Below are 16,416 nucleotides of genomic sequence, written 5' to 3'. Positions count from 1 at the left end.
AAGGGGCAGGTAGCCGATCAGCGCGTGTGCATGCAGGGAGCACGGACATTCCCGCACCTCGAAGAAGTGCCAGAAGGCAGCCGGAGGGTCGCCTGCACCGTGCCCACTGCACGGTGTACATGGCTCTTTCCGCTTTTCCTTTGGGTTCACGCACCGTCGAGTGGCTTGCGGACGAGTTGGTGGAATTGCCACATTGAACTGGTTTCCACAAGAGTGTTCCAAGGACGAATGCAGTGAATTCCAAAATGAGGTGGCTCCAGAGGCAGGGCTCGAACCTGCAACCCGCCGGTTAACAGCCGGCTGCTCTACCATTGAGCTACTCTGGATGCCAGAGAGAGGCGCAATCTACAAAGCAGCGTCCGCCTCGTCAAACGGATATTAGCCTGGATCTAGTCTTCACCGCTCCTCTCAGGCGGGCCGGCAAAGAGGATCGCCCTGAACCGGGGCGCGGCGTGCGCGCCTGAGAACGAACAGGCGGGCCGTCAGCGGCCCGCCTGTCTGGAATCCGTTGTCCGATCAGCCTCTGACGGCTACTTCGTTCCGTCCTGCTTTGTCTCTTCCTGCCTGGCCTCGTCGGCGGCATCAAATGCGTGCTGCAGGGCGACGAGGTCCTCGCCGGGTTTCAGCGCATCCAGGGCAGCTTGTTCGGCCTTGAGCTGTTCGTTGGAGTAGTTCGCGGCCTTGACGGAGAGGCCGATGCGCCGGTCGCTCTTGTCAATCTTGATGACGCGGGCGGTGACTTCCTGGCCGACCTTCAGGACGTTCTTGATTTTATCAATGCGTTCCTCGCTGATCTGGGAGATGTGGACCAGGCCGTCAATTTCATGCTGCAAGCCGATGAAGGCGCCGAAACTGGCGAGTTTGGTGACGTTGCCGGTAACAAGGTCGCCGACCTTGTAGAGCTGGTCGATGCCTTCCCACGGGTCGGGCGTGAGCTGTTTCATGCCCACCGCGATGCGCTGGTTGGCCTTGTCCACTTCGAGCACAACGGCTTCGACCTCGTCGCCCTTCTTGAGCACTTCCGAGGGGTGATTGATCTTCCGGGTCCAGGACATGTCGGAGACGTGGATCATGCCGTCCAAGCCTTCTTCCAGCTCGATGAAAGCGCCGTAGCTGGTGAGGTTGCGAATCTTGCCTTTGACGCGGGTGCCCGCGGGGAACTTTTCCTGGGCCTTGTCCCACGGGTTGGCTTCGAGCTGGCGCAGCCCCAGGGAGATCTTCTGCTCCTCGCGGTTGATGCCCAGGACCACGGCCTCGATGTCCTGGTCCGGCTTGAGCATGTCCGAAGGTTTGGCGACGCGCTTGGTCCAGGACAACTCGGTGACATGGACGAGGCCTTCGACGCCGGGTTCGAGCTCGACGAACGCACCGTAGGGGACCAGGTTGACGACGCGGCCTTTGACTTTCGCGCCCACGGGGTATTTCTGCTCGATTGTGTCCCAGGGGTTGGCGAGCTTCTGCTTGAGCCCGAGGCTGACGCGTTCCTTCTCCCGATTGATGTCGAGGACGACCACGTCGATGTCCTGACCGACTTTGAGGATTTCGGAAGGATGGCCGATACGGCCCCAGCTCATGTCAGTGATGTGGAGCAGCCCGTCAATGCCATTGAGATCAATGAAGGCGCCAAAGTCGGTGATATTCTTGACGGTGCCTTTGCGGATATCGCCCGGGGTCATCTCGGTCAGGAGTTTCTGGCGGCGCTCGGTGCGTTCCTGCTCAATGAGCTCGCGGCGCGAGAGCACGATGTTCTGGCGCTCCTGGTTGATTTTGACGACCTTGAACTGGTAGGTGTTGCCGACGTACTGGGCGAGGTTCTTGGAGATGATGACGTCAATCTGGGAGGCGGGAAGGAAGGCCTCGACGCCGATGTTGACGATCAGGCCGCCTTTGACGACCGCCTTGACCTTGCCGGCAATGGTGCCGCCTTCGTTGCAGATGGTGAGGATACGCTCCCAGTTCTGTTTGAACTCGGCCTTTTCCTTGGAGAGGACGACCATGCCCTCCTTGTCTTCCAACTTCTCGATCAGGACGTCAATCTGGTCTCCCACTTTCACCGTTTTGATGTCCTCAAATTCGTTGCCCGAAATTACCCCTTCACTTTTATAACCGATGTCTACAAGGACTTCCTTGGTTCCGACTTCGATGATGGTGCCTTTGACGATACTGCCGGCCGCAAAGGGCAATTTGCCCGTTTGCCGCATGGCTTCTTCCATGGTCAGCATATTATTATAACTAACTTGCTTCTGATGATTCAGTGGGAGGCTTGGTCAGCGCATGGCCTACCGAGACTCCATTGCCTAACGGACCAGACGTTGCGGTGGCAACGGAGGTTGAGGGTTAGGTTTTTTCGTTAACTTCTCTTTCTCAGCCTCAATGAACGTCCGCACACACGGCGTTCAGGCGAGGGTAAGATTAGGCCTCCCGGGCGGGGATGCAAGCGGAAAAACGAGGAATCTGGAGGCATTCACATGGGGCAGGGACACCAGCCAACCCTGCGAAACATCAGACAGCCGCGCAATAACCCGTGCCAATACTTCAGCCGGTCCTGCTGATCGGGGGTTTCTGCCCCGGGGCGCGCCCCTTTCAGTTCGGCCTGGCTGCGGCCTTGTCAGACTTTTTGGCGTTCTTGAGGGACTTGAGGTCTTCCTTGTTGGGGTTGCACTTCTCGCAGGACCTGCCTTCCTTGTGGGCGGCCATGCAGCATTTGTGCCGACATTCCTTGCCGGCTGCGGCAGCCTGTTCGCAACAAGTCAGCTTCTTCCGGGGCTGATCAGCGGCTGAGGCCGAGCCGGCCAGCAATACGGCTGCGCACCCCAGGACGGCCAAGGTCTTAATCAATTTCATAGTTTCCACATGCCCGGTTTGCATCTGCCCGGTGAGCGGGCAAGAGCCCCGCGGCGTTCTGCAGAACCGACGATATCCAATGGACGCAGCTTATGGAGATGGAATTCAAAATAATCAAGTCTGCGCTTGGCACGAGAGTTGCGCTCGCTTACGGTACACTCGTTGTGGCGCTCGGACGAACGGCAGCTTTGGAAGCAATGTTTGCGCGAAGCCGCCGGAGGTCGACACGCATGTTGAGCATAATGTTATGTCAGTTTATGATTTGATCAAAGCCACCATCGTTTGTGGTGCGGTTGCCTTCCTCATCTATAGTTTTCCGGTTCTCGGTCAAATTGTCCTCATCGTCTTTCTGAGCCTGCTCTGGCTTTCCTACGCCCACCGAACAATCACGAGCCTTAGAAGAAGGTAAGGCGCGGTTGGGGGTTGGTCGTCAAGGGCCGGGAGTCCCGCACGGCGGGGATATTGCCCGCGCAGGAGAAGAGCAGACTACGGGAGGTTGCGAGTCATCATACGAGCAGACCGCACTATAAGCTGTCCATCAATTCCCGGTCGCGCTATCCTACACGCATGGACTTAGAGACCAACGTCGAGGCGGTCCGACAGCGCATTGAGGCCGCCTCCGCGCGCGCAGGACGCCAGCCGGACTCCGTCACCCTTGTTGCGGTGACCAAGGGACAGCCGCCGGAGGTCGTTTGCGCGGCCGCCGCCCTGGGTTTGGGCTTGTTCGGCGAGAATAAGGTGCAGGAGGCCAAGGCCAAGATTCCTTTGTGCCCGGGCCGGTTACGCTGGCATATGGTTGGCCACTTGCAGACCAACAAGTGCCGGGATGCCGTGGAGCTTTTCGAGATGGTCCAAAGCGTGGATAGCCTGCGTCTGGCGGAGGAACTCGACCGGCGGGCCGAGCAGGCGGCCAGGATGGTGCCGGTCTTGCTGGAGGTCAACGCCGTGGGCGAGGCCAGCAAGTTCGGGTGCCGCCCCGATCAACTGTTGGCGGACCTGCCCTGCATTAACGCGCTGCCGCGCCTGGAAATTCAAGGCCTGATGACCGTGCCGCCCTGGACGCCCGATCCTGAAACAGTGCGCCCCGTCTTCCGGCAGATGCGCGAGTTGAAAGAACGTTGCGAGCAATTGCTCGGCGCTCCCCTGCCTCACCTGAGCATGGGCATGACCGGCGACTTTGAGGTGGCCATCGAGGAAGGCGCAACCATCGTGCGCGTCGGCACCGCGTTGTTCGGCGCGCGGCCCAAGGCCGTCACCTGAGCCGGCGGCGGCCAGGCCTTTCCGTTCGCAGGCGCTTTTTGTCTTCACTTCGGCCCATGCTTCGCATAGGCTGGCGATTGTGACCGCAGAACTGTTCACCCGTGAGATCGCGGAAGCGATGAAGGCCTATGAGAAGTATATCGTGTGCCTCAACAAGACCCCGGAGGAATTCGCGGCCGCGCTGAATTCTCTGCTGAACAAGGCCATCAAGGCCTATCAAAACCGCGGGCCGGAGCTCCGCCACGGGATTGCTCTCGATAAACAGATTACCGTCATCTTGAGCCAGAACGACACTCCGCGTCCGCTTTGCGGCATTTATTTCAATCTCCACTCCCCTTACCAGAAACAGCCCCAGTCCAAGGCGTCCAAGGCGGTCCCCGAGCCAATCGGCGGGGACCAGGCAAAGTCCAACGACTGATATTCCATCAGCCTGGCATCAACACGGCCCCGGGATTCCGATTGGCCAGGCCTCAGCGATCTCGCGCCTCGTCGCCAACCGAAGCTTCGCCTGCGACCAGATCGGCCACGATATTGTCCTCTCGCCGCGGGCCGGTGATTTTTACCTCGCCAACTCTCAGTCCGCGCCGATAGAGGTTGAGCTTCTGCTCCGCGGCCGGCATTTTGCCCATCGGGAAGGTCAAAACCACACAGCGGGCAGGCGCGTCCACCAGCGCAACTTTGCCCACCAGGACAGTGTCCGGCGTGATGATTAAACCATGGTTGGCAGGTGATTCTCCAGTCCTCGCGGGGTTCGAATCGCTGCGAGCGGCGCCGGGGGCGGTTCGCCCCACGCAGCCAGCGGCAGCCAGCGTGCCGAGCAAGGCGACCGAGAACAGGACTCGCATGACCGCAGTAAAATGCGCTTCTCCCGGCCTGGTCAACTCACAATTCCGTGAGCACCGTGTCACTGTGCTCGTAGGCTGGCGCGCAGCAGCAAAGCAGGCGGAGCGTGTCACTGCCCGTATTCCACAGCTTGTGCCGCTGGCCCGGGAGAATCGCGATCGCATCACCCGCCCTGACCTCGCGCAGTTCCTCTCCGATCCGGATCCTGCCCTGGCCATGCGTGATGTAGTAGATCTCCTCCGCGTTTGCGTGGTAGTGCTCCCTGGTGCTGCCGCCGACCGGCACACGCGCCTCGGCCAGGCTCTGGTGGCGAATCGCCGAATTGCGATGCGCCAGCAGCTCGCGAATCTCCGAGCCGTCTATCGTCGTGAAAGCCGGCGCCTCGTCGAGATTTCTGACATCCATCCGCGCGCCCTCAGTACAGCAAATACTTCTGGCGGGCCTTGCGGAACGCATCTTCGCCAGCCTTCCAGGAGGCGACAACCTCCGCCGCCGGCGTTCCCGCCTGCAATGCCTTGCGGGTCGCGTCCGTCCCATTGACCTTGTCGAACATGCCGAACCCCCTTTTCCTTTTATCCGCCTCGGCAAACGCGTCAATCCCCCCAACCTGCTTCAACGTCTCAATCGCGTACAGGTTGATGGCCGTCAGGGGCGCGCGCCTTGGATCGCTGAAATAAAGCTGCGCGCCGCCAATCACTTGGTTGGTGAATGTGAAGTAATACGGCTTGTAGGTGATGGGGCGCCACTTGACGCCCGGCAGGTGGCAGGCGTTCAGCGCTTCCGCCAGCTTGTGCGGGTTCAGGCCCGGCGACGCCACGCACTCAAACGGCAGCGTGTAGCCGATCCCGATGCTGACACTCATCAACTCGCCCAGCATCCCGGTCGCCACCTGGTACAGCGCCGACTGCCCATGCGGCACATGCGGCGAACTCGGCACCCAGGGCAAGCCGGTGTCCTCCCACACCATGGAGCGCTTCCAGCCTTTCATCGGCACAACCGTCAGCCGGCATGATTTCTTGTTCAAGCCTTCACCATTGATCATCCGCGCCAGCTCGCCGCACGTCAGGCTATACACATAGGGCACGTTCCACCGGCTTACGCCCGACCGAAACTGCGGGTCGAGCATCGCCCCCTCGATCCGTTCCCCGCCCAGCGGATTGGGCCGGTCGAGCACCACGAATTCGATGCCCGCTTCCCCGCAAGCCTCCATCGCCACTCCCATCGTTGTGATGTAAGTGTAGGAGCGGCAGCCCGTGTCCTGCAGATCATACACCAGCGCGTCCAGCCCCTTGAGCATCTCGGGCGTTGGCTTCTGGGTCTTCCCATACAACGAATAGGCCGGCAGGCCGGTGCGCGCATCCACCTGGTTATCCACCTTGTCCCCGGCCTCCACATCGCCGTAAATTCCATGCTCCGGGCCGAACAGCGCCACCAACTGCACCCCGGGCGCAGCGCGCAGCACCTCTACCGTGGACTCCAGATTCCGGTTGACGCCTGAGGGATTGGTAATCAGCCCGATCCGCTTGCCTTGCAGCACCTTGAAGTTCTCTTCGGCGAGGACTTCGTTTCCGAGTTTGACTTCAGTTCGCGCCGCGCACGACAGCGACAGCGACGCCACCAAGAAAGGAAGGATCAACGTTTTCACTGCCCGTGAGTTTAAGCGTGCTGCGCCTCAAAGCAAAAGAAATTGCCGCTGTAATCCCTCAGTCTGACCGGGCGCTTTCGCCGAAAGCGCCACCGTTTAGCCGCCTCGGCGTGGCGGCCCCACCCAGGACGGAGGCCTGGCTTGCCTTTGTCCAGCGGCGCCTCGGCACCTGCCGCCGGCATCGCGCGGCTTGCGCCCTTCGGGCGGGCAGTACATCCTGTGGCCGAATTCAGGTCGAAGACTTATGAGCGAGTTCAAATTCTCCTGTCCCCATTGTCAGCAGCATATGAAGTGCAACGCGGATGCTTCCGGCCGGCAGATCGAATGCCCTACCTGCCATCACCTGATTCGGATCCCTCCGGTGCCGGGAAAGACTGCGGAGTATAAACCCGAGTCCGGGATGACCTGGGGCACGTTCGTGCCTTCCGGCAATGTGCCGCCGCCCAAGGGGCTCTCCCTCGGCAAGAAGCCCGACTCGCCCAAGCCCCCGAGCAAGTAAGACCCGCGCCGCGCCGCGAGCCAACCACAGCCGGGCCTTGCCTATGCTCCTGGACGATCTCGAGAGTCAGAGTATCTACATCCTGCGCGAGGCGTTCAGCAAGTTTGAGCGCCTGGCCATGCTCTGGAGCGTCGGCAAGGATTCGACAGTGCTGTTGTGGCTGGCGCGCAAGGCCTTCTTTGGCCACGTGCCCTTCCCGCTGGTGCACATCGACACCAGCTACAAAATCCCGAGCATGATCGAATACCGCGACCGGCTTTGCCGCGAATGGAAGCTCCAGCTGCTCGTGGGCAGAAACGACAAAGCGCTCCAGGCCGGCCGCACCTATCCGCAGGGCAAGGCCACCCGCGTCGAATGTTGCGGCACGCTCAAGAAGGACGCTCTCCAGGTCGTTCTGCAGGCGCACCACTTCACGGGCGTCATCGTCGGCGTCCGGCGCGACGAAGAGCCCACGCGGGCCAAGGAACGCTACTTCAGCCCCCGCGACAAGCAGATGGAGTGGAGCGTCGAGGACCAACCACCGGAATTGTGGGACCAGTTCAAGACCGACTTCGAGCCCGGCACTCACATCCGCATTCACCCGCTGCTCCATTGGACCGAGCTGAACATCTGGGAGTATATTGAGCGCGAGCAAATCCCCGTCATCCCGCTCTACTTCGCCAACGCCCGGGGGGAACGTTACCGGAGCATCGGCTGTTTCCCCTGCACGTTTCCCGTCCAGTCGGGAGCCCGCAGCGTGCACGACATCGTCGAGGAGTTGCGCCGCACCCGGATACCCGAGCGCGCCGGCCGGGCGCAGGACCAGGAGAGCGAGGCGGCCTTCGAGCAACTTCGCCGGGATGGTTACATGTAGTTGACGATGAACGCCGCCGAGCAGCTCAAAATCGTCATTCTCGGCCACGTGGACCACGGCAAATCCACGCTCATCGGGCGTCTTTTCCACGAAACCGGTTCGCTGCCCGAAGGCCGGCTCGAACAACTCCAGCAGGCGGCCCGGCGCCGGGGCGTCGGCTTCGAATGGGCCAACCTCATGGACGCGCTCCAGGCCGAGCGCGACCAGAATATCAGCATTGATACCGCGCAAATCTGGTTCCGCACGACCAAGCGGCGCTACGTCATCATTGATGCGCCGGGGCACCAGGAGTTCATCAAGAACATGGTGACCGGGGCCGCGCAGGCTGAGGCGGCCCTGGTGGTGATAGACGCCCGGGAAGGGGTGCAAGAGAATACCCGTCGCCACGGCTACCTGCTCAACTTCCTCGGCATCCGCCAGGTCGTTGTGCTGGTCAATAAGATGGACCTGGTGAACTACGCGCCGGAGCGGTTCCGGGCCATCGAGACTGAGTATTGCGCCTGGCTCCAGCAACTGAGCCTCCGGCCCCGCATCGTCATACCCATCTCCGCTCGCCACGGTGACAACATCAGCGCGCCCGGCAAAAACCTGCCCTGGTGGAAAGGTCCGACGGTCGTGGAGGCGCTGGACCAATTCGAGGCTGCCCGGCCGCCCGGCAACCAACCGCTGCGGTTCCCTGTTCAGGATGTGTATCGCTTCGACGAACGGCGCATCCTGGCGGGGCGCGTTGAGAGCGGCTGCCTCAAAGTCGGCGACCGGCTGGTTTTCGCCCCGAGCTACAAGACCAGCGCCGTGAAGACGATTGAGCGCTGGAATGTCCCCGCGCGCGACTGCGCCGAGGCGGGCGAGAGCATCGGGGTCACGCTCACCGAGCAGGTGTTCGTGGAGCGAGGCGCCATCGGCGCCCTGGAGAACACGCCCCCCTACGCGCTCACCAGCTTCAGGGCGCGCGTGTTCTGGCTGGGAAAACACCCCTTCGCGCCGGGCCGGAACTACCGGCTCAAGCTCGCCACGCAGGAGGCTCGGTGTCAGATTGAGAAAATCGAGCGGGTCATTGACGCCGCCACGCTCCAAACCGTCGAACGCCCCGGCGAGCCCGTGGTCAATCGCCACGAAGCGGCCGAGCTTGTGCTAAGAACAATGAGCCCGGTCGCCTTCGACACCATCTCCGAGGCGGCGGTCACGGGCCGCTTCGTCCTTGTGGACGGCTTCGACATCGCGGGCGGCGGCGTGATCCTGCCCGGCAACTACCCGCGCCGCACGGCCGACTCCCTGCACAAGAGCCCCAACATCTACTGGACCGCAGGCCGGGTAACCGCCGCGCAGCGAACCCTGCGCCACGGCCATTCCGGGCGCGTGGTATGGCTGACCGGCCTTTCGTGCTCGGGCAAGACGACCATCGCCGCCGAGCTGGAGCGGGAACTGTTCGAGCGAGGCAAGCTGGTCTATGTCCTAGACGGCGACAACGTCCGCCACGGCTTGTGCGCCGACCTGGCCTTTTCGCCCGAGGACCGCCGCGAGAACATCCGCCGCGTTGGCGAGGTCGCCAGACTTTTTGCCGACGCAGGCGTCATTTGCGTGACGGCCTTCATCTCCCCCTATCGCGCCGACCGCGACACAATCCGCCGCAGCCTGGCCGCCGACCAGTTCATCGAGGTCTACTTGAATGCCCCCCTCGAGGTCTGCGAGCAACGCGACGCCAAAGGGCTCTACGCCAAAGCCCACGCCGGCGAAATCAGCGACTTCACTGGTGTGAGCGCGCCCTACGAGCCGCCGCTGAAACCCGAAATGGAACTCCTAACCGCTCAGCTCCCGGTGGGTGAATGCGTCGCCCGAATCATGGCTTTCCTGGCCAACGCGGAGAAATAACCTTCAGCGTCAAAACCTGGGCCGAAGCCTCTCGCCCGCGCCCTGCCGCTGCCTGCCGACTCCAGGTGCCGGCGCCGGCAAGCGAACAGCGGGGCTCAAGGGAGTCTCACCGTATCCACAGCTTATCCACACCGTATCCACACCGTGGATACAACCTTGACACCTTGGGGCGCGACTGGCGTAAGTAGCTGTCATTGCGGCACTTGCTGCTAAAGAGCCGCGCCAGAGGCCGCCGGAGCCGGAATCCGCCCTAAGTTCTGCAAATCCATAGGGTTACGCTAATTCGGCCGTTCGGCCGGTGAGCCGGGTCACTGCAGCAGGGCACGGTAGAAACGCCGGTTGTGGCTCGCCGCGCCCGGGTCCGTGACGAGCAGGGAGCCTTCCCCGGGGATTGGATTGGTGGAGAGCGACCACCAGTCGGCAAGATTGGAAGAGGCTTGCACCACACAAGAAGTGCCGGCCGGGCCGTTGACCACAAACTGGAACATGTCGTTGCTCAGGACCATGTCGCTCAGGACGGGCAACGTCTGGCGGATGGTTTGCACATAGACTCCGCCGGGGTAAGGGCTCTTGTCGGCATCGCTGGAAGCCACCAGCAACCGGATGGAAGAATTACCCGCCGGCGCCTGGTCCATGTTTACGATGACACTGACGTCCTGGTAGCCCAACGCGGGAATGACGAACGGCCCGGCCGGCGCAAAGCCGATCCACTCGGCTGGCGTTTCGGCAGCGACCGCGTTCACGGTCAGCGTCCCGACGCCGTCGTTATAGATCCGGAAGGCCTGGCTGAAGTCAGCCAGACCCTCGATGGCGCGCTCGAGGTTCACGCGCGGTTTGGTAATGGCGACCTTCGTGTCGGTAATGTTGTCGCCATAGGTCAGCAAGCGGTTTCTCACCTCGGCGGGCGAGAGGAAGCTTCCGGTGCGCGCTTTGGCGGCGGATTGGAGACAGGCGACCGCCCCCGCGGCGTAGGGACAAGCCGCCGAGGTGCCGCCGAAGCTCGTGTCGTAATCGCCGCTGGAATACCCGTCGGAGCCGACGATGTCCGGCGCGTAGCACTCATTGCCGGGGGCGAGCAACGTGATGAAATCGGCCATATTGGCGTACGAGGTCACTTTGTCAGCCGCCGTCACATCGTCCGCCACGTACCCCGACGAGCAACCGCTGCTCGCGGATTTGGGTGCGCAGGAGTTGGCATTCACGCACGGGTAAGCATGGCCATACGCCGCGTCATACACCGCCCCGACGGAAATCACGCTGGAGATGCAGGAAGGAAAAGCGATGGAATCACAATAGCCGTCATTGCCGGAAGAAACCAGGATAGTAATACCCGCGGCGATGGCGTTGTTGGCAATGGCGGTCATAGAAGGGAGTTCCGTGTCGCACGGGGAGAAGTAGCGCCCGCCGCCGAAGCTCATGCTGATGACCATGATCGGGTAGTTGGTATTGTCGTACTGATGCGTGACGCACCAATCCCAGGCGGCGGCCTCGGCGTCAGTGCTGCTGCTGCCTTGCGAGCCGGAGGTAATCTTGAGGGCGTAGATTTTGGCATTGTAGGCGACGCCGCCGATGTAGTCGCCCACGGTGCCAAGATCGCCGGCGGCGATGCCCGCGCAGCAGGTGCCGTGGGCATGGTTGCTCGGGAGGGGGTCGGCGTCGTCATCGCCGACATCATAGCCGCCGATGACTTTGCTGTTGGGGAAACCGCCCCCGCCCAGGCGCGGATGATTGTAGTCAACACCCGTGTCGCAAATGGCAATGGCAATGCCGGCTCCGTTGTAAGCGGAGCGGTAGGTGAGCCCGTGGATCAGCGGAATGCCCTGGGCCAAATGCGGCTCCACGACATAGACCGGCTCGATGGATGCCACCCGCGGATGATTCTGGAGGGCGCTCAGTCCCTGGGGGGTGACTTCGGCGGAAAACGCGGCCACATTGTCAAAACGGAAGCGCGGTTTGACCTGGTCTGCCGGAAGGCTGTCGAGGACTTCCTGCTGGGCAGCCTTGACCCCGGCCCGCAACGCCTTCACCGCGGCGGGCGACGAGAAGTCGGCGCGAAGGGAAGCGTTTGACGGCAGCGCCAAATTGACAGTGACCTTCACGGTTGGGCTGTGGGCGAAACCACCAAGCACATCGGACGCGTGGAGCAGCTTCTCCCCCGCGGAGAGCGCCCGGGCCTGGTTCGCGGCGGAGAGTTCTGATTGCCGGAGAGGCTGCGTTGCCGCCGCAAGCCCGGACGGGGACGCACTACTGGTGAAAGTCAGGCTGAGCGGCTCGATGCGGATGTCGGGCCCCCCCGTGGTAAACGACACGTCTCCGCCATGGTTCGTGCCGCCGGCGTTGTAGGCTACCATGCGATAATGGTAAATGGTCTCCGGGCTCAAGCCGGAGAGGGTGGCGCTGAGATTGGCGGCATCGGCATCGAAATACTGGAAGGCGGCAGTCTTCCCATAGCTGGCGTTGGTGCCGTATTCGAACCAGGCATAGCCTCCGCCCCGGTGAGGATCGATTGCCGCGTTGAGCTGGGCCGAGACGTCGGAGATCGCCGTCGCCGGCAGGGTTTCAACCGTGGGCGGCGCCTGCAGCACGGCGATCGGCTTGATATAAGAGTTGTCGCCCTCGTTGCTCTCGGTGACGGCCGAGCCCGTATCCGTCGCCAGGGTGATCGTGTGCGGGCCGGCGCTGAGAACCCCGACCACGTAACCAATGTTGGACACGCAGCCGGACGCCGCCAGAGGCGGTGGGTTGCTCCAGGTGTTCACGACATCCCCATCCACCGAAAGGGTGGTCAGGAAGCCATTAGTTGCCGGCGCGCCGCCGATGTTGCCCACGGCCCAGGACACGTACACCGAACTGGCGGTGGTAAGGGCGTTGTCGGCAATCGCCCCGGCATTCGTCGCGACTACTACCTTGTCCGACCAGTCGGACGGCTTGTAGGGCGCTAAATTGGGCTGGGGTGGATCGCCGACCGTGATCTGCACGTAATAGCTGTTGTCCGACTCATTGCTCTCAGTGATCGCCCCCATGGCGTCGGTTATGATCATCAGCATGTGAACCCCACGGCTGAGGGAGCCGAGCGAGTAATCCGGTGCTCCTGTATAAGAACTGGCGGCGAGGGGCGGGTCGGTGTACCAGGAGGTTCTCTGGATGCCATCCACATACAGGTAGGTGTGAAACCGAGCGGCCGTACCCGCCGTCCCGTCGTTGATGACCGCCCAGTCCAGATACAGCGTATCTGTGGCGGTATAGTAAGGGCTGTTGGTGGTCGTCCCGGTGACCGTCGAAACCACAATCTTGTCCGACCAGCCAGCCGGCTGATAGGGGGTGAGGTTGGGATAGCTTGGCGGGTTTACGACGATGGTCTTGGTGTAACCGTTGTCGCCTTCGTTGCTTTCGGCGATTCCGCCAAAGACATCATTCGTGATTGTAAGGGTATGAGTTCCCGCACTGAGCGAGCCCAGGTAGTAGTCGCTTTGTGGATGGTAATAGCTCGGGCTCAGCGCCGAAACCGCCCAGTAGTTCTTGAGAATGCCGTCCACATAGAGATAGGTGTAGAATCCCATACCGGTGGACGTATCCCCGTTGTTGAGCACGGCCCAATCCACGTATAGCGTATCGGTGGCGCTTAGCGTCGTGCTGTCGGTGCTCGTGCCGGCAGTTGTGGACACGACGATCTTATCCGACCAGTTAACCGGTTGATAGGGAATCAGGTTGGGGGCGGCGGTGGCGACACCGGCGCAGACAAGGGCGAGCATGAGCGCAAGTACCTGCCGAATGATCTTGGGTGAATTCATAATTCCAGATGGTTGAAGATTAAGCGTTGGGAACAGAGAGATCGCCCGCGAACATCGCGGGTTGGCGGGATATGCGGAGCGGCGGGAGCGCTGAGCAGCAGTTCATCACTATCAGGAAACAGGAACCGCTTAAGCCCGCTTCGAGTTGCCGACCGACGCAAATGCTGCTGCTGGCGCACACTCTCACACCCTCCCGGTCGGAACCTGCCGTCCTGTGGCTGCGACAAGCTCTTCTCAGGTACAAATAAGTATAGGATTTGTGGTTTCCCATGCAAGGACTAAATCGCAGGAAAATCTTGGGTATGGCACGTATGCATGAAGCTGCCGGAGGTGCGCGGGTATCTTGCCCGCTTTGCGGATTGCGGACCAGACAAGCGGGCAAGCCGCACGCCTTCATGCAGACCCGCTGGGCCCGGCACAAAAGGCTTTGACACGCTGCATTGATGGACTAGCCTCAACTCCACTTATGAGACTCGGCATTAACACCTTTCTCTTCACCTCACCGTTCACCAACGACAGCACCAGGCTGTTCAAGCAATTCAAGCAATGGGGCTTTGACAGTGTCGAGATCCCCATCGAGGACCCGGCGCACATTGACCCGGCGCACGTGAAGCGCCAGTTGGACAAGCACGGACTGGTCTGCGGCTCGGTCTGCGCCTGCCTGGGGCCGGACCGCGACTTGCGCGGCACCCCCAAGCAGCAGCGCAACAGCCTTCAGTACCTGAAGAAGGTGATTGATCAGATGGTCGTGCTCAAATGCCCGTCGCTGGTCGGGCCGGTGTATTCCTCCGTGGGCCGCGCCGACGCGGTGCCGCCGAACGAATATAAGAAGCAGTGGAAGACGGTGGTGAAGAACCTGAAGACACTGGCCGCCTACGCCCAAAAGCGCGGCAAGAAGATCTGCCTCGAACCCCTTAACCGCTTCGAGACCGACTTCATCAACACCTGCGATCAGGCCCTCAAGCTGGTCAAGGCCGTCGGCAGCCCGGCGCTCAAGCTGCACCTCGACACCTTTCACATGAACATCGAGGAGAAGTGCCAGGGAGAAGCCATCCGGAAAGCGGGCAAGCTCCTCGGCCATTTTCACGCCTGCGGCAGCGACCGCGGCACCCCCGGCAACGACCACATTCACTGGGACTGCATCGCCAAGGCCCTCAAGAAGATCGGCTACAAGGGCGACGTCGCCATTGAGTCCTTCACCACCGACGTCAAGGTCATCGCCCGCGCCGCCGCCATCTGGCGGCGCATCGAGCCGACCCGGAACGAAATCGCAGTGAAGGGCCTCAAGTTCCTGCGCCAGACGCTATGAACGCGAGACTGCTTGGCGCGCTGACGTTGGGCGTGGCGGTGATCGTCCCAACGGCGCTGGTGTTCGGCGCCTCCGGGAAAGACGTGCCCTTGATCGAGGACCGGCCCGGGGAGAAGGGCTTCCTGCGCATCTTCAACGGCAAAGACCTGACGGGCTGGGAGGGCAACCCGAAGCTCTGGTCGGTCAAGGACGGCGCGATCACTGGCCAGACCACGGCGGAGAACCCGGCCAAAGGCAACACGTTCCTGATCTGGACCAACGGCACGATGTCCGATTTCGAGCTCCGCTGCCTGTTCAGGCTCGCCCCGGGCGACGCCAAAGGTTTCGCCAACTCCGGCATCCAGTACCGCAGCAAAGTCGTCAACGCTGCCAACTGGGTCGTCCACGGCTACCAGGCCGACATGGAAGCCGGCCCCACCTACTCGGGTATCCTCTACGAAGAAGGCGGGCGCGGCATTCTGGCGCTGCGCGGCGAGAAGATCCTCTTGAATAAGGACGGCAAGAAACAGGCCCTCGGCTCGGTGGGGAACGCCGCTGCCATCGGCGCCGCCATCAAGCAGGGTGATTGGAACGAGTATGTCGTCATAGCCAAGGGCAACCACCTCCAGCAGTTCATCAACAGCAAACAGACCGTAGATGTGGTGGACGAAGACGAGGCCAAACGCGCCCTGAGCGGCGTGCTGGCCCTCCAGCTCCACGCCGGTCCGCCCATGACGGCCCAGTTCAAGCATATACGGATCAAGAGATTCTAGCCGGGGCGGGCGCTGACCTTGCTCCCGGCCCCTCCCGGGTGCCGGTTGTGCGGAACGATTCGCGGTGTAGCTTAAGCCCATGAACCGCGCTCTCCTCGCCCTTGCCTGCCTGGCGACGACTCTGACTGCCCTGGCCGGCCAGGCAAAAATCGTCTTCCTCGCCGGCCCCCCCCAGCCACGGGCCGGGCGACCATGAACATCGCGCCGGCTGCCTGTTGCTCAAATCCTGCCTGGATAAAGTGCCCGGCGTTATATCGGAGGTCTACAGCAATGGCTGGCCGCAGAATCCGGCGACTGCCTTCGCCAACGCGGCTGCGCTCGTCATCTATAGCGACGGCGGCCCCGGCCATCCTTTCCTCCGCGACGGCCGCCTCAAGACGGTTGGCGCGTTGATGCGGAACGGCGTTGGGCTGGCTTGCCTGCACCACGCCGTGGAACCGACCAGGGAAGCAGGCGAGAAGGAGTTTCTGGACTGGGTTGGCGGCTGCTTCGAGCAGCACTGGTCAGTGAACCCGACCTGGCGCCCGGAGTTCGAGCCGCTGCCGGCACACGCCATCACCCGCGGAGTGAGCCCCTTCCGCCTGGACGACGAGTGGAATTTCCACCTGCGCTTCCGTGACGGCATGAAGGGGGTCGTGCACGCAGGAGAACCTGAGACGCCCGACAGCCCGAAGGAGTCGTGTTAACTGACTTTGTCTTTGTCCGGAGCGGAGATGTTCTCTGTATTGCAAGTGGGATTCTCATCAAAGTT

General features: G+C 62.0%; 15 protein-coding genes and 1 tRNA gene. 9 read left to right on the top strand and 7 right to left on the bottom strand.

Features of this window, described 5'->3' with window-relative positions:
• Nucleotides 1–251 precede the first annotated feature (251 nt).
• The 3 genes from P5205_20625 to P5205_20615 all read right to left on the bottom strand — a co-directional run bounded on the left by P5205_20625 (nt 252) and on the right by P5205_20615 (nt 2,844).
• Nucleotides 252–326 (bottom strand) — tRNA-Asn (locus P5205_20625).
• Nucleotides 327–530: 204 nt separating this feature from the next.
• Nucleotides 531–2,222, bottom strand: a complete 1,692-nt coding sequence (gene rpsA / locus P5205_20620; protein ID HSA12770.1) for a 30S ribosomal protein S1 — start codon at nt 2,220–2,222, stop codon at nt 531–533.
• A gap of 361 nt (nt 2,223–2,583) precedes the next feature.
• Nucleotides 2,584–2,844 carry a hypothetical protein gene (locus tag P5205_20615; protein HSA12769.1) on the bottom strand — a complete coding sequence of 87 codons (261 nt, stop codon included), beginning with the start codon at nt 2,842–2,844 and terminating at the stop codon, nt 2,584–2,586.
• Nucleotides 2,845–3,091: 247 nt separating this feature from the next.
• Between P5205_20615 and P5205_20610 the strand changes: the two genes are divergently transcribed.
• From P5205_20610 to P5205_20600, 3 genes are all read left to right on the top strand, one after another.
• On the top strand, nt 3,092–3,253 hold the full coding sequence (locus tag P5205_20610; GenBank protein ID HSA12768.1) for a hypothetical protein: 162 nt from the start codon (nt 3,092–3,094) through the stop codon (nt 3,251–3,253).
• Nucleotides 3,254–3,411: 158 nt separating this feature from the next.
• Complete coding sequence (locus tag P5205_20605; protein ID HSA12767.1) at nt 3,412–4,104, top strand: YggS family pyridoxal phosphate-dependent enzyme; 693 nt, start codon at nt 3,412–3,414, stop codon at nt 4,102–4,104.
• A 79-nt stretch (nt 4,105–4,183) separates the two neighbouring features.
• The gene (locus tag P5205_20600) at nt 4,184–4,522 is read left to right on the top strand and encodes a hypothetical protein (GenBank protein ID HSA12766.1); all 339 of its coding nucleotides are present in this window, start codon (nt 4,184–4,186) and stop codon (nt 4,520–4,522) included.
• Between the two features lie 52 nt (nt 4,523–4,574).
• Here P5205_20600 and P5205_20595 read toward each other — a convergent pair whose 3' ends face one another.
• The 3 genes from P5205_20595 to P5205_20585 are packed head-to-tail and all read right to left on the bottom strand — an operon-like array spanning nt 4,575 to nt 6,592.
• Nucleotides 4,575–4,949: a hypothetical protein gene (locus P5205_20595; GenBank protein HSA12765.1), complete on the bottom strand. Its 375-nt coding sequence runs from the start codon at nt 4,947–4,949 to the stop codon at nt 4,575–4,577.
• A 37-nt stretch (nt 4,950–4,986) separates the two neighbouring features.
• Nucleotides 4,987–5,352, bottom strand: coding sequence for a cupin domain-containing protein (locus P5205_20590; GenBank protein HSA12764.1), 366 nt, complete (start codon nt 5,350–5,352; stop codon nt 4,987–4,989).
• Nucleotides 5,353–5,362: 10 nt separating this feature from the next.
• The gene (locus P5205_20585) at nt 5,363–6,592 is read right to left on the bottom strand and encodes a DUF1343 domain-containing protein (GenBank protein ID HSA12763.1); all 1,230 of its coding nucleotides are present in this window, start codon (nt 6,590–6,592) and stop codon (nt 5,363–5,365) included.
• A 286-nt stretch (nt 6,593–6,878) separates the two neighbouring features.
• Between P5205_20585 and P5205_20580 the strand changes: the two genes are divergently transcribed.
• From P5205_20580 to cysC, 3 genes are read left to right on the top strand one after another with little or no spacing between them, the layout of a single operon-like run.
• Nucleotides 6,879–7,091, top strand: a complete 213-nt coding sequence (locus P5205_20580) for a hypothetical protein (protein HSA12762.1) — start codon at nt 6,879–6,881, stop codon at nt 7,089–7,091.
• Between the two features lie 43 nt (nt 7,092–7,134).
• Nucleotides 7,135–7,944 carry a sulfate adenylyltransferase subunit CysD gene (cysD, locus tag P5205_20575; protein HSA12761.1) on the top strand — a complete coding sequence of 270 codons (810 nt, stop codon included), beginning with the start codon at nt 7,135–7,137 and terminating at the stop codon, nt 7,942–7,944.
• 6 nt (nt 7,945–7,950) lie between these two features.
• Nucleotides 7,951–9,813 carry an adenylyl-sulfate kinase gene (cysC, locus tag P5205_20570; GenBank protein HSA12760.1) on the top strand — a complete coding sequence of 621 codons (1,863 nt, stop codon included), beginning with the start codon at nt 7,951–7,953 and terminating at the stop codon, nt 9,811–9,813.
• A gap of 308 nt (nt 9,814–10,121) precedes the next feature.
• On the opposite strand, the gene P5205_20565 is transcribed toward cysC, so the two are convergent.
• The gene (locus P5205_20565) at nt 10,122–13,604 is read right to left on the bottom strand and encodes a S8 family serine peptidase (protein ID HSA12759.1); all 3,483 of its coding nucleotides are present in this window, start codon (nt 13,602–13,604) and stop codon (nt 10,122–10,124) included.
• 466 nt (nt 13,605–14,070) lie between these two features.
• Here P5205_20565 and P5205_20560 point away from each other — a divergent pair, with 466 nt between their 5' ends.
• The 3 genes from P5205_20560 to P5205_20550 all read left to right on the top strand — a co-directional run bounded on the left by P5205_20560 (nt 14,071) and on the right by P5205_20550 (nt 16,351).
• Entirely contained in the window at nt 14,071–14,913 is an 843-nt protein-coding gene (locus P5205_20560; GenBank protein HSA12758.1) for a sugar phosphate isomerase/epimerase, read from the top strand.
• Complete coding sequence (locus P5205_20555; protein ID HSA12757.1) at nt 14,910–15,665, top strand: DUF1080 domain-containing protein; 756 nt, start codon at nt 14,910–14,912, stop codon at nt 15,663–15,665. Before P5205_20560 ends, P5205_20555 begins: the two co-directional genes overlap by 4 nt.
• Nucleotides 15,666–15,904: 239 nt before the next feature.
• The gene (locus P5205_20550; GenBank protein ID HSA12756.1) at nt 15,905–16,351 is read left to right on the top strand and encodes a hypothetical protein; all 447 of its coding nucleotides are present in this window, start codon (nt 15,905–15,907) and stop codon (nt 16,349–16,351) included.
• Nucleotides 16,352–16,416: the final 65 nt, after the last annotated feature.

The sequence above is a fragment of the Candidatus Paceibacterota bacterium genome (genome assembly GCA_035452965.1).
GTDB lineage: Bacteria > Verrucomicrobiota > Verrucomicrobiia > Limisphaerales > UBA8199 > UBA8199.
This window is presented reverse-complemented; position numbering and strand designations above follow the sequence as displayed.

Bases quoted from the DNA above. Each gene is read 5' to 3' on its own strand.
- rpsA (HSA12770.1), bottom strand. From the start codon at position 2,222: ATGCTGACCATGGAAGAAGCCATGCGGCAAACGGGCAAATTGCCCTTT.
- P5205_20615 (HSA12769.1), bottom strand. From the start codon at position 2,844: ATGAAATTGATTAAGACCTTGGCCGTCCTGGGGTGCGCAGCCGTATTG.
- P5205_20610 (HSA12768.1), top strand. From the start codon at position 3,092: ATGTCAGTTTATGATTTGATCAAAGCCACCATCGTTTGTGGTGCGGTT.
- P5205_20605 (HSA12767.1), top strand. From the start codon at position 3,412: ATGGACTTAGAGACCAACGTCGAGGCGGTCCGACAGCGCATTGAGGCC.
- P5205_20595 (HSA12765.1), bottom strand. From the start codon at position 4,949: ATGCGAGTCCTGTTCTCGGTCGCCTTGCTCGGCACGCTGGCTGCCGCT.
- P5205_20590 (HSA12764.1), bottom strand. From the start codon at position 5,352: ATGGATGTCAGAAATCTCGACGAGGCGCCGGCTTTCACGACGATAGAC.
- P5205_20580 (HSA12762.1), top strand. From the start codon at position 6,879: ATGAAGTGCAACGCGGATGCTTCCGGCCGGCAGATCGAATGCCCTACC.
- cysD (HSA12761.1), top strand. From the start codon at position 7,135: ATGCTCCTGGACGATCTCGAGAGTCAGAGTATCTACATCCTGCGCGAG.
- cysC (HSA12760.1), top strand. From the start codon at position 7,951: ATGAACGCCGCCGAGCAGCTCAAAATCGTCATTCTCGGCCACGTGGAC.
- P5205_20565 (HSA12759.1), bottom strand. From the start codon at position 13,604: ATGAATTCACCCAAGATCATTCGGCAGGTACTTGCGCTCATGCTCGCC.
- P5205_20560 (HSA12758.1), top strand. From the start codon at position 14,071: ATGAGACTCGGCATTAACACCTTTCTCTTCACCTCACCGTTCACCAAC.
- P5205_20555 (HSA12757.1), top strand. From the start codon at position 14,910: ATGAACGCGAGACTGCTTGGCGCGCTGACGTTGGGCGTGGCGGTGATC.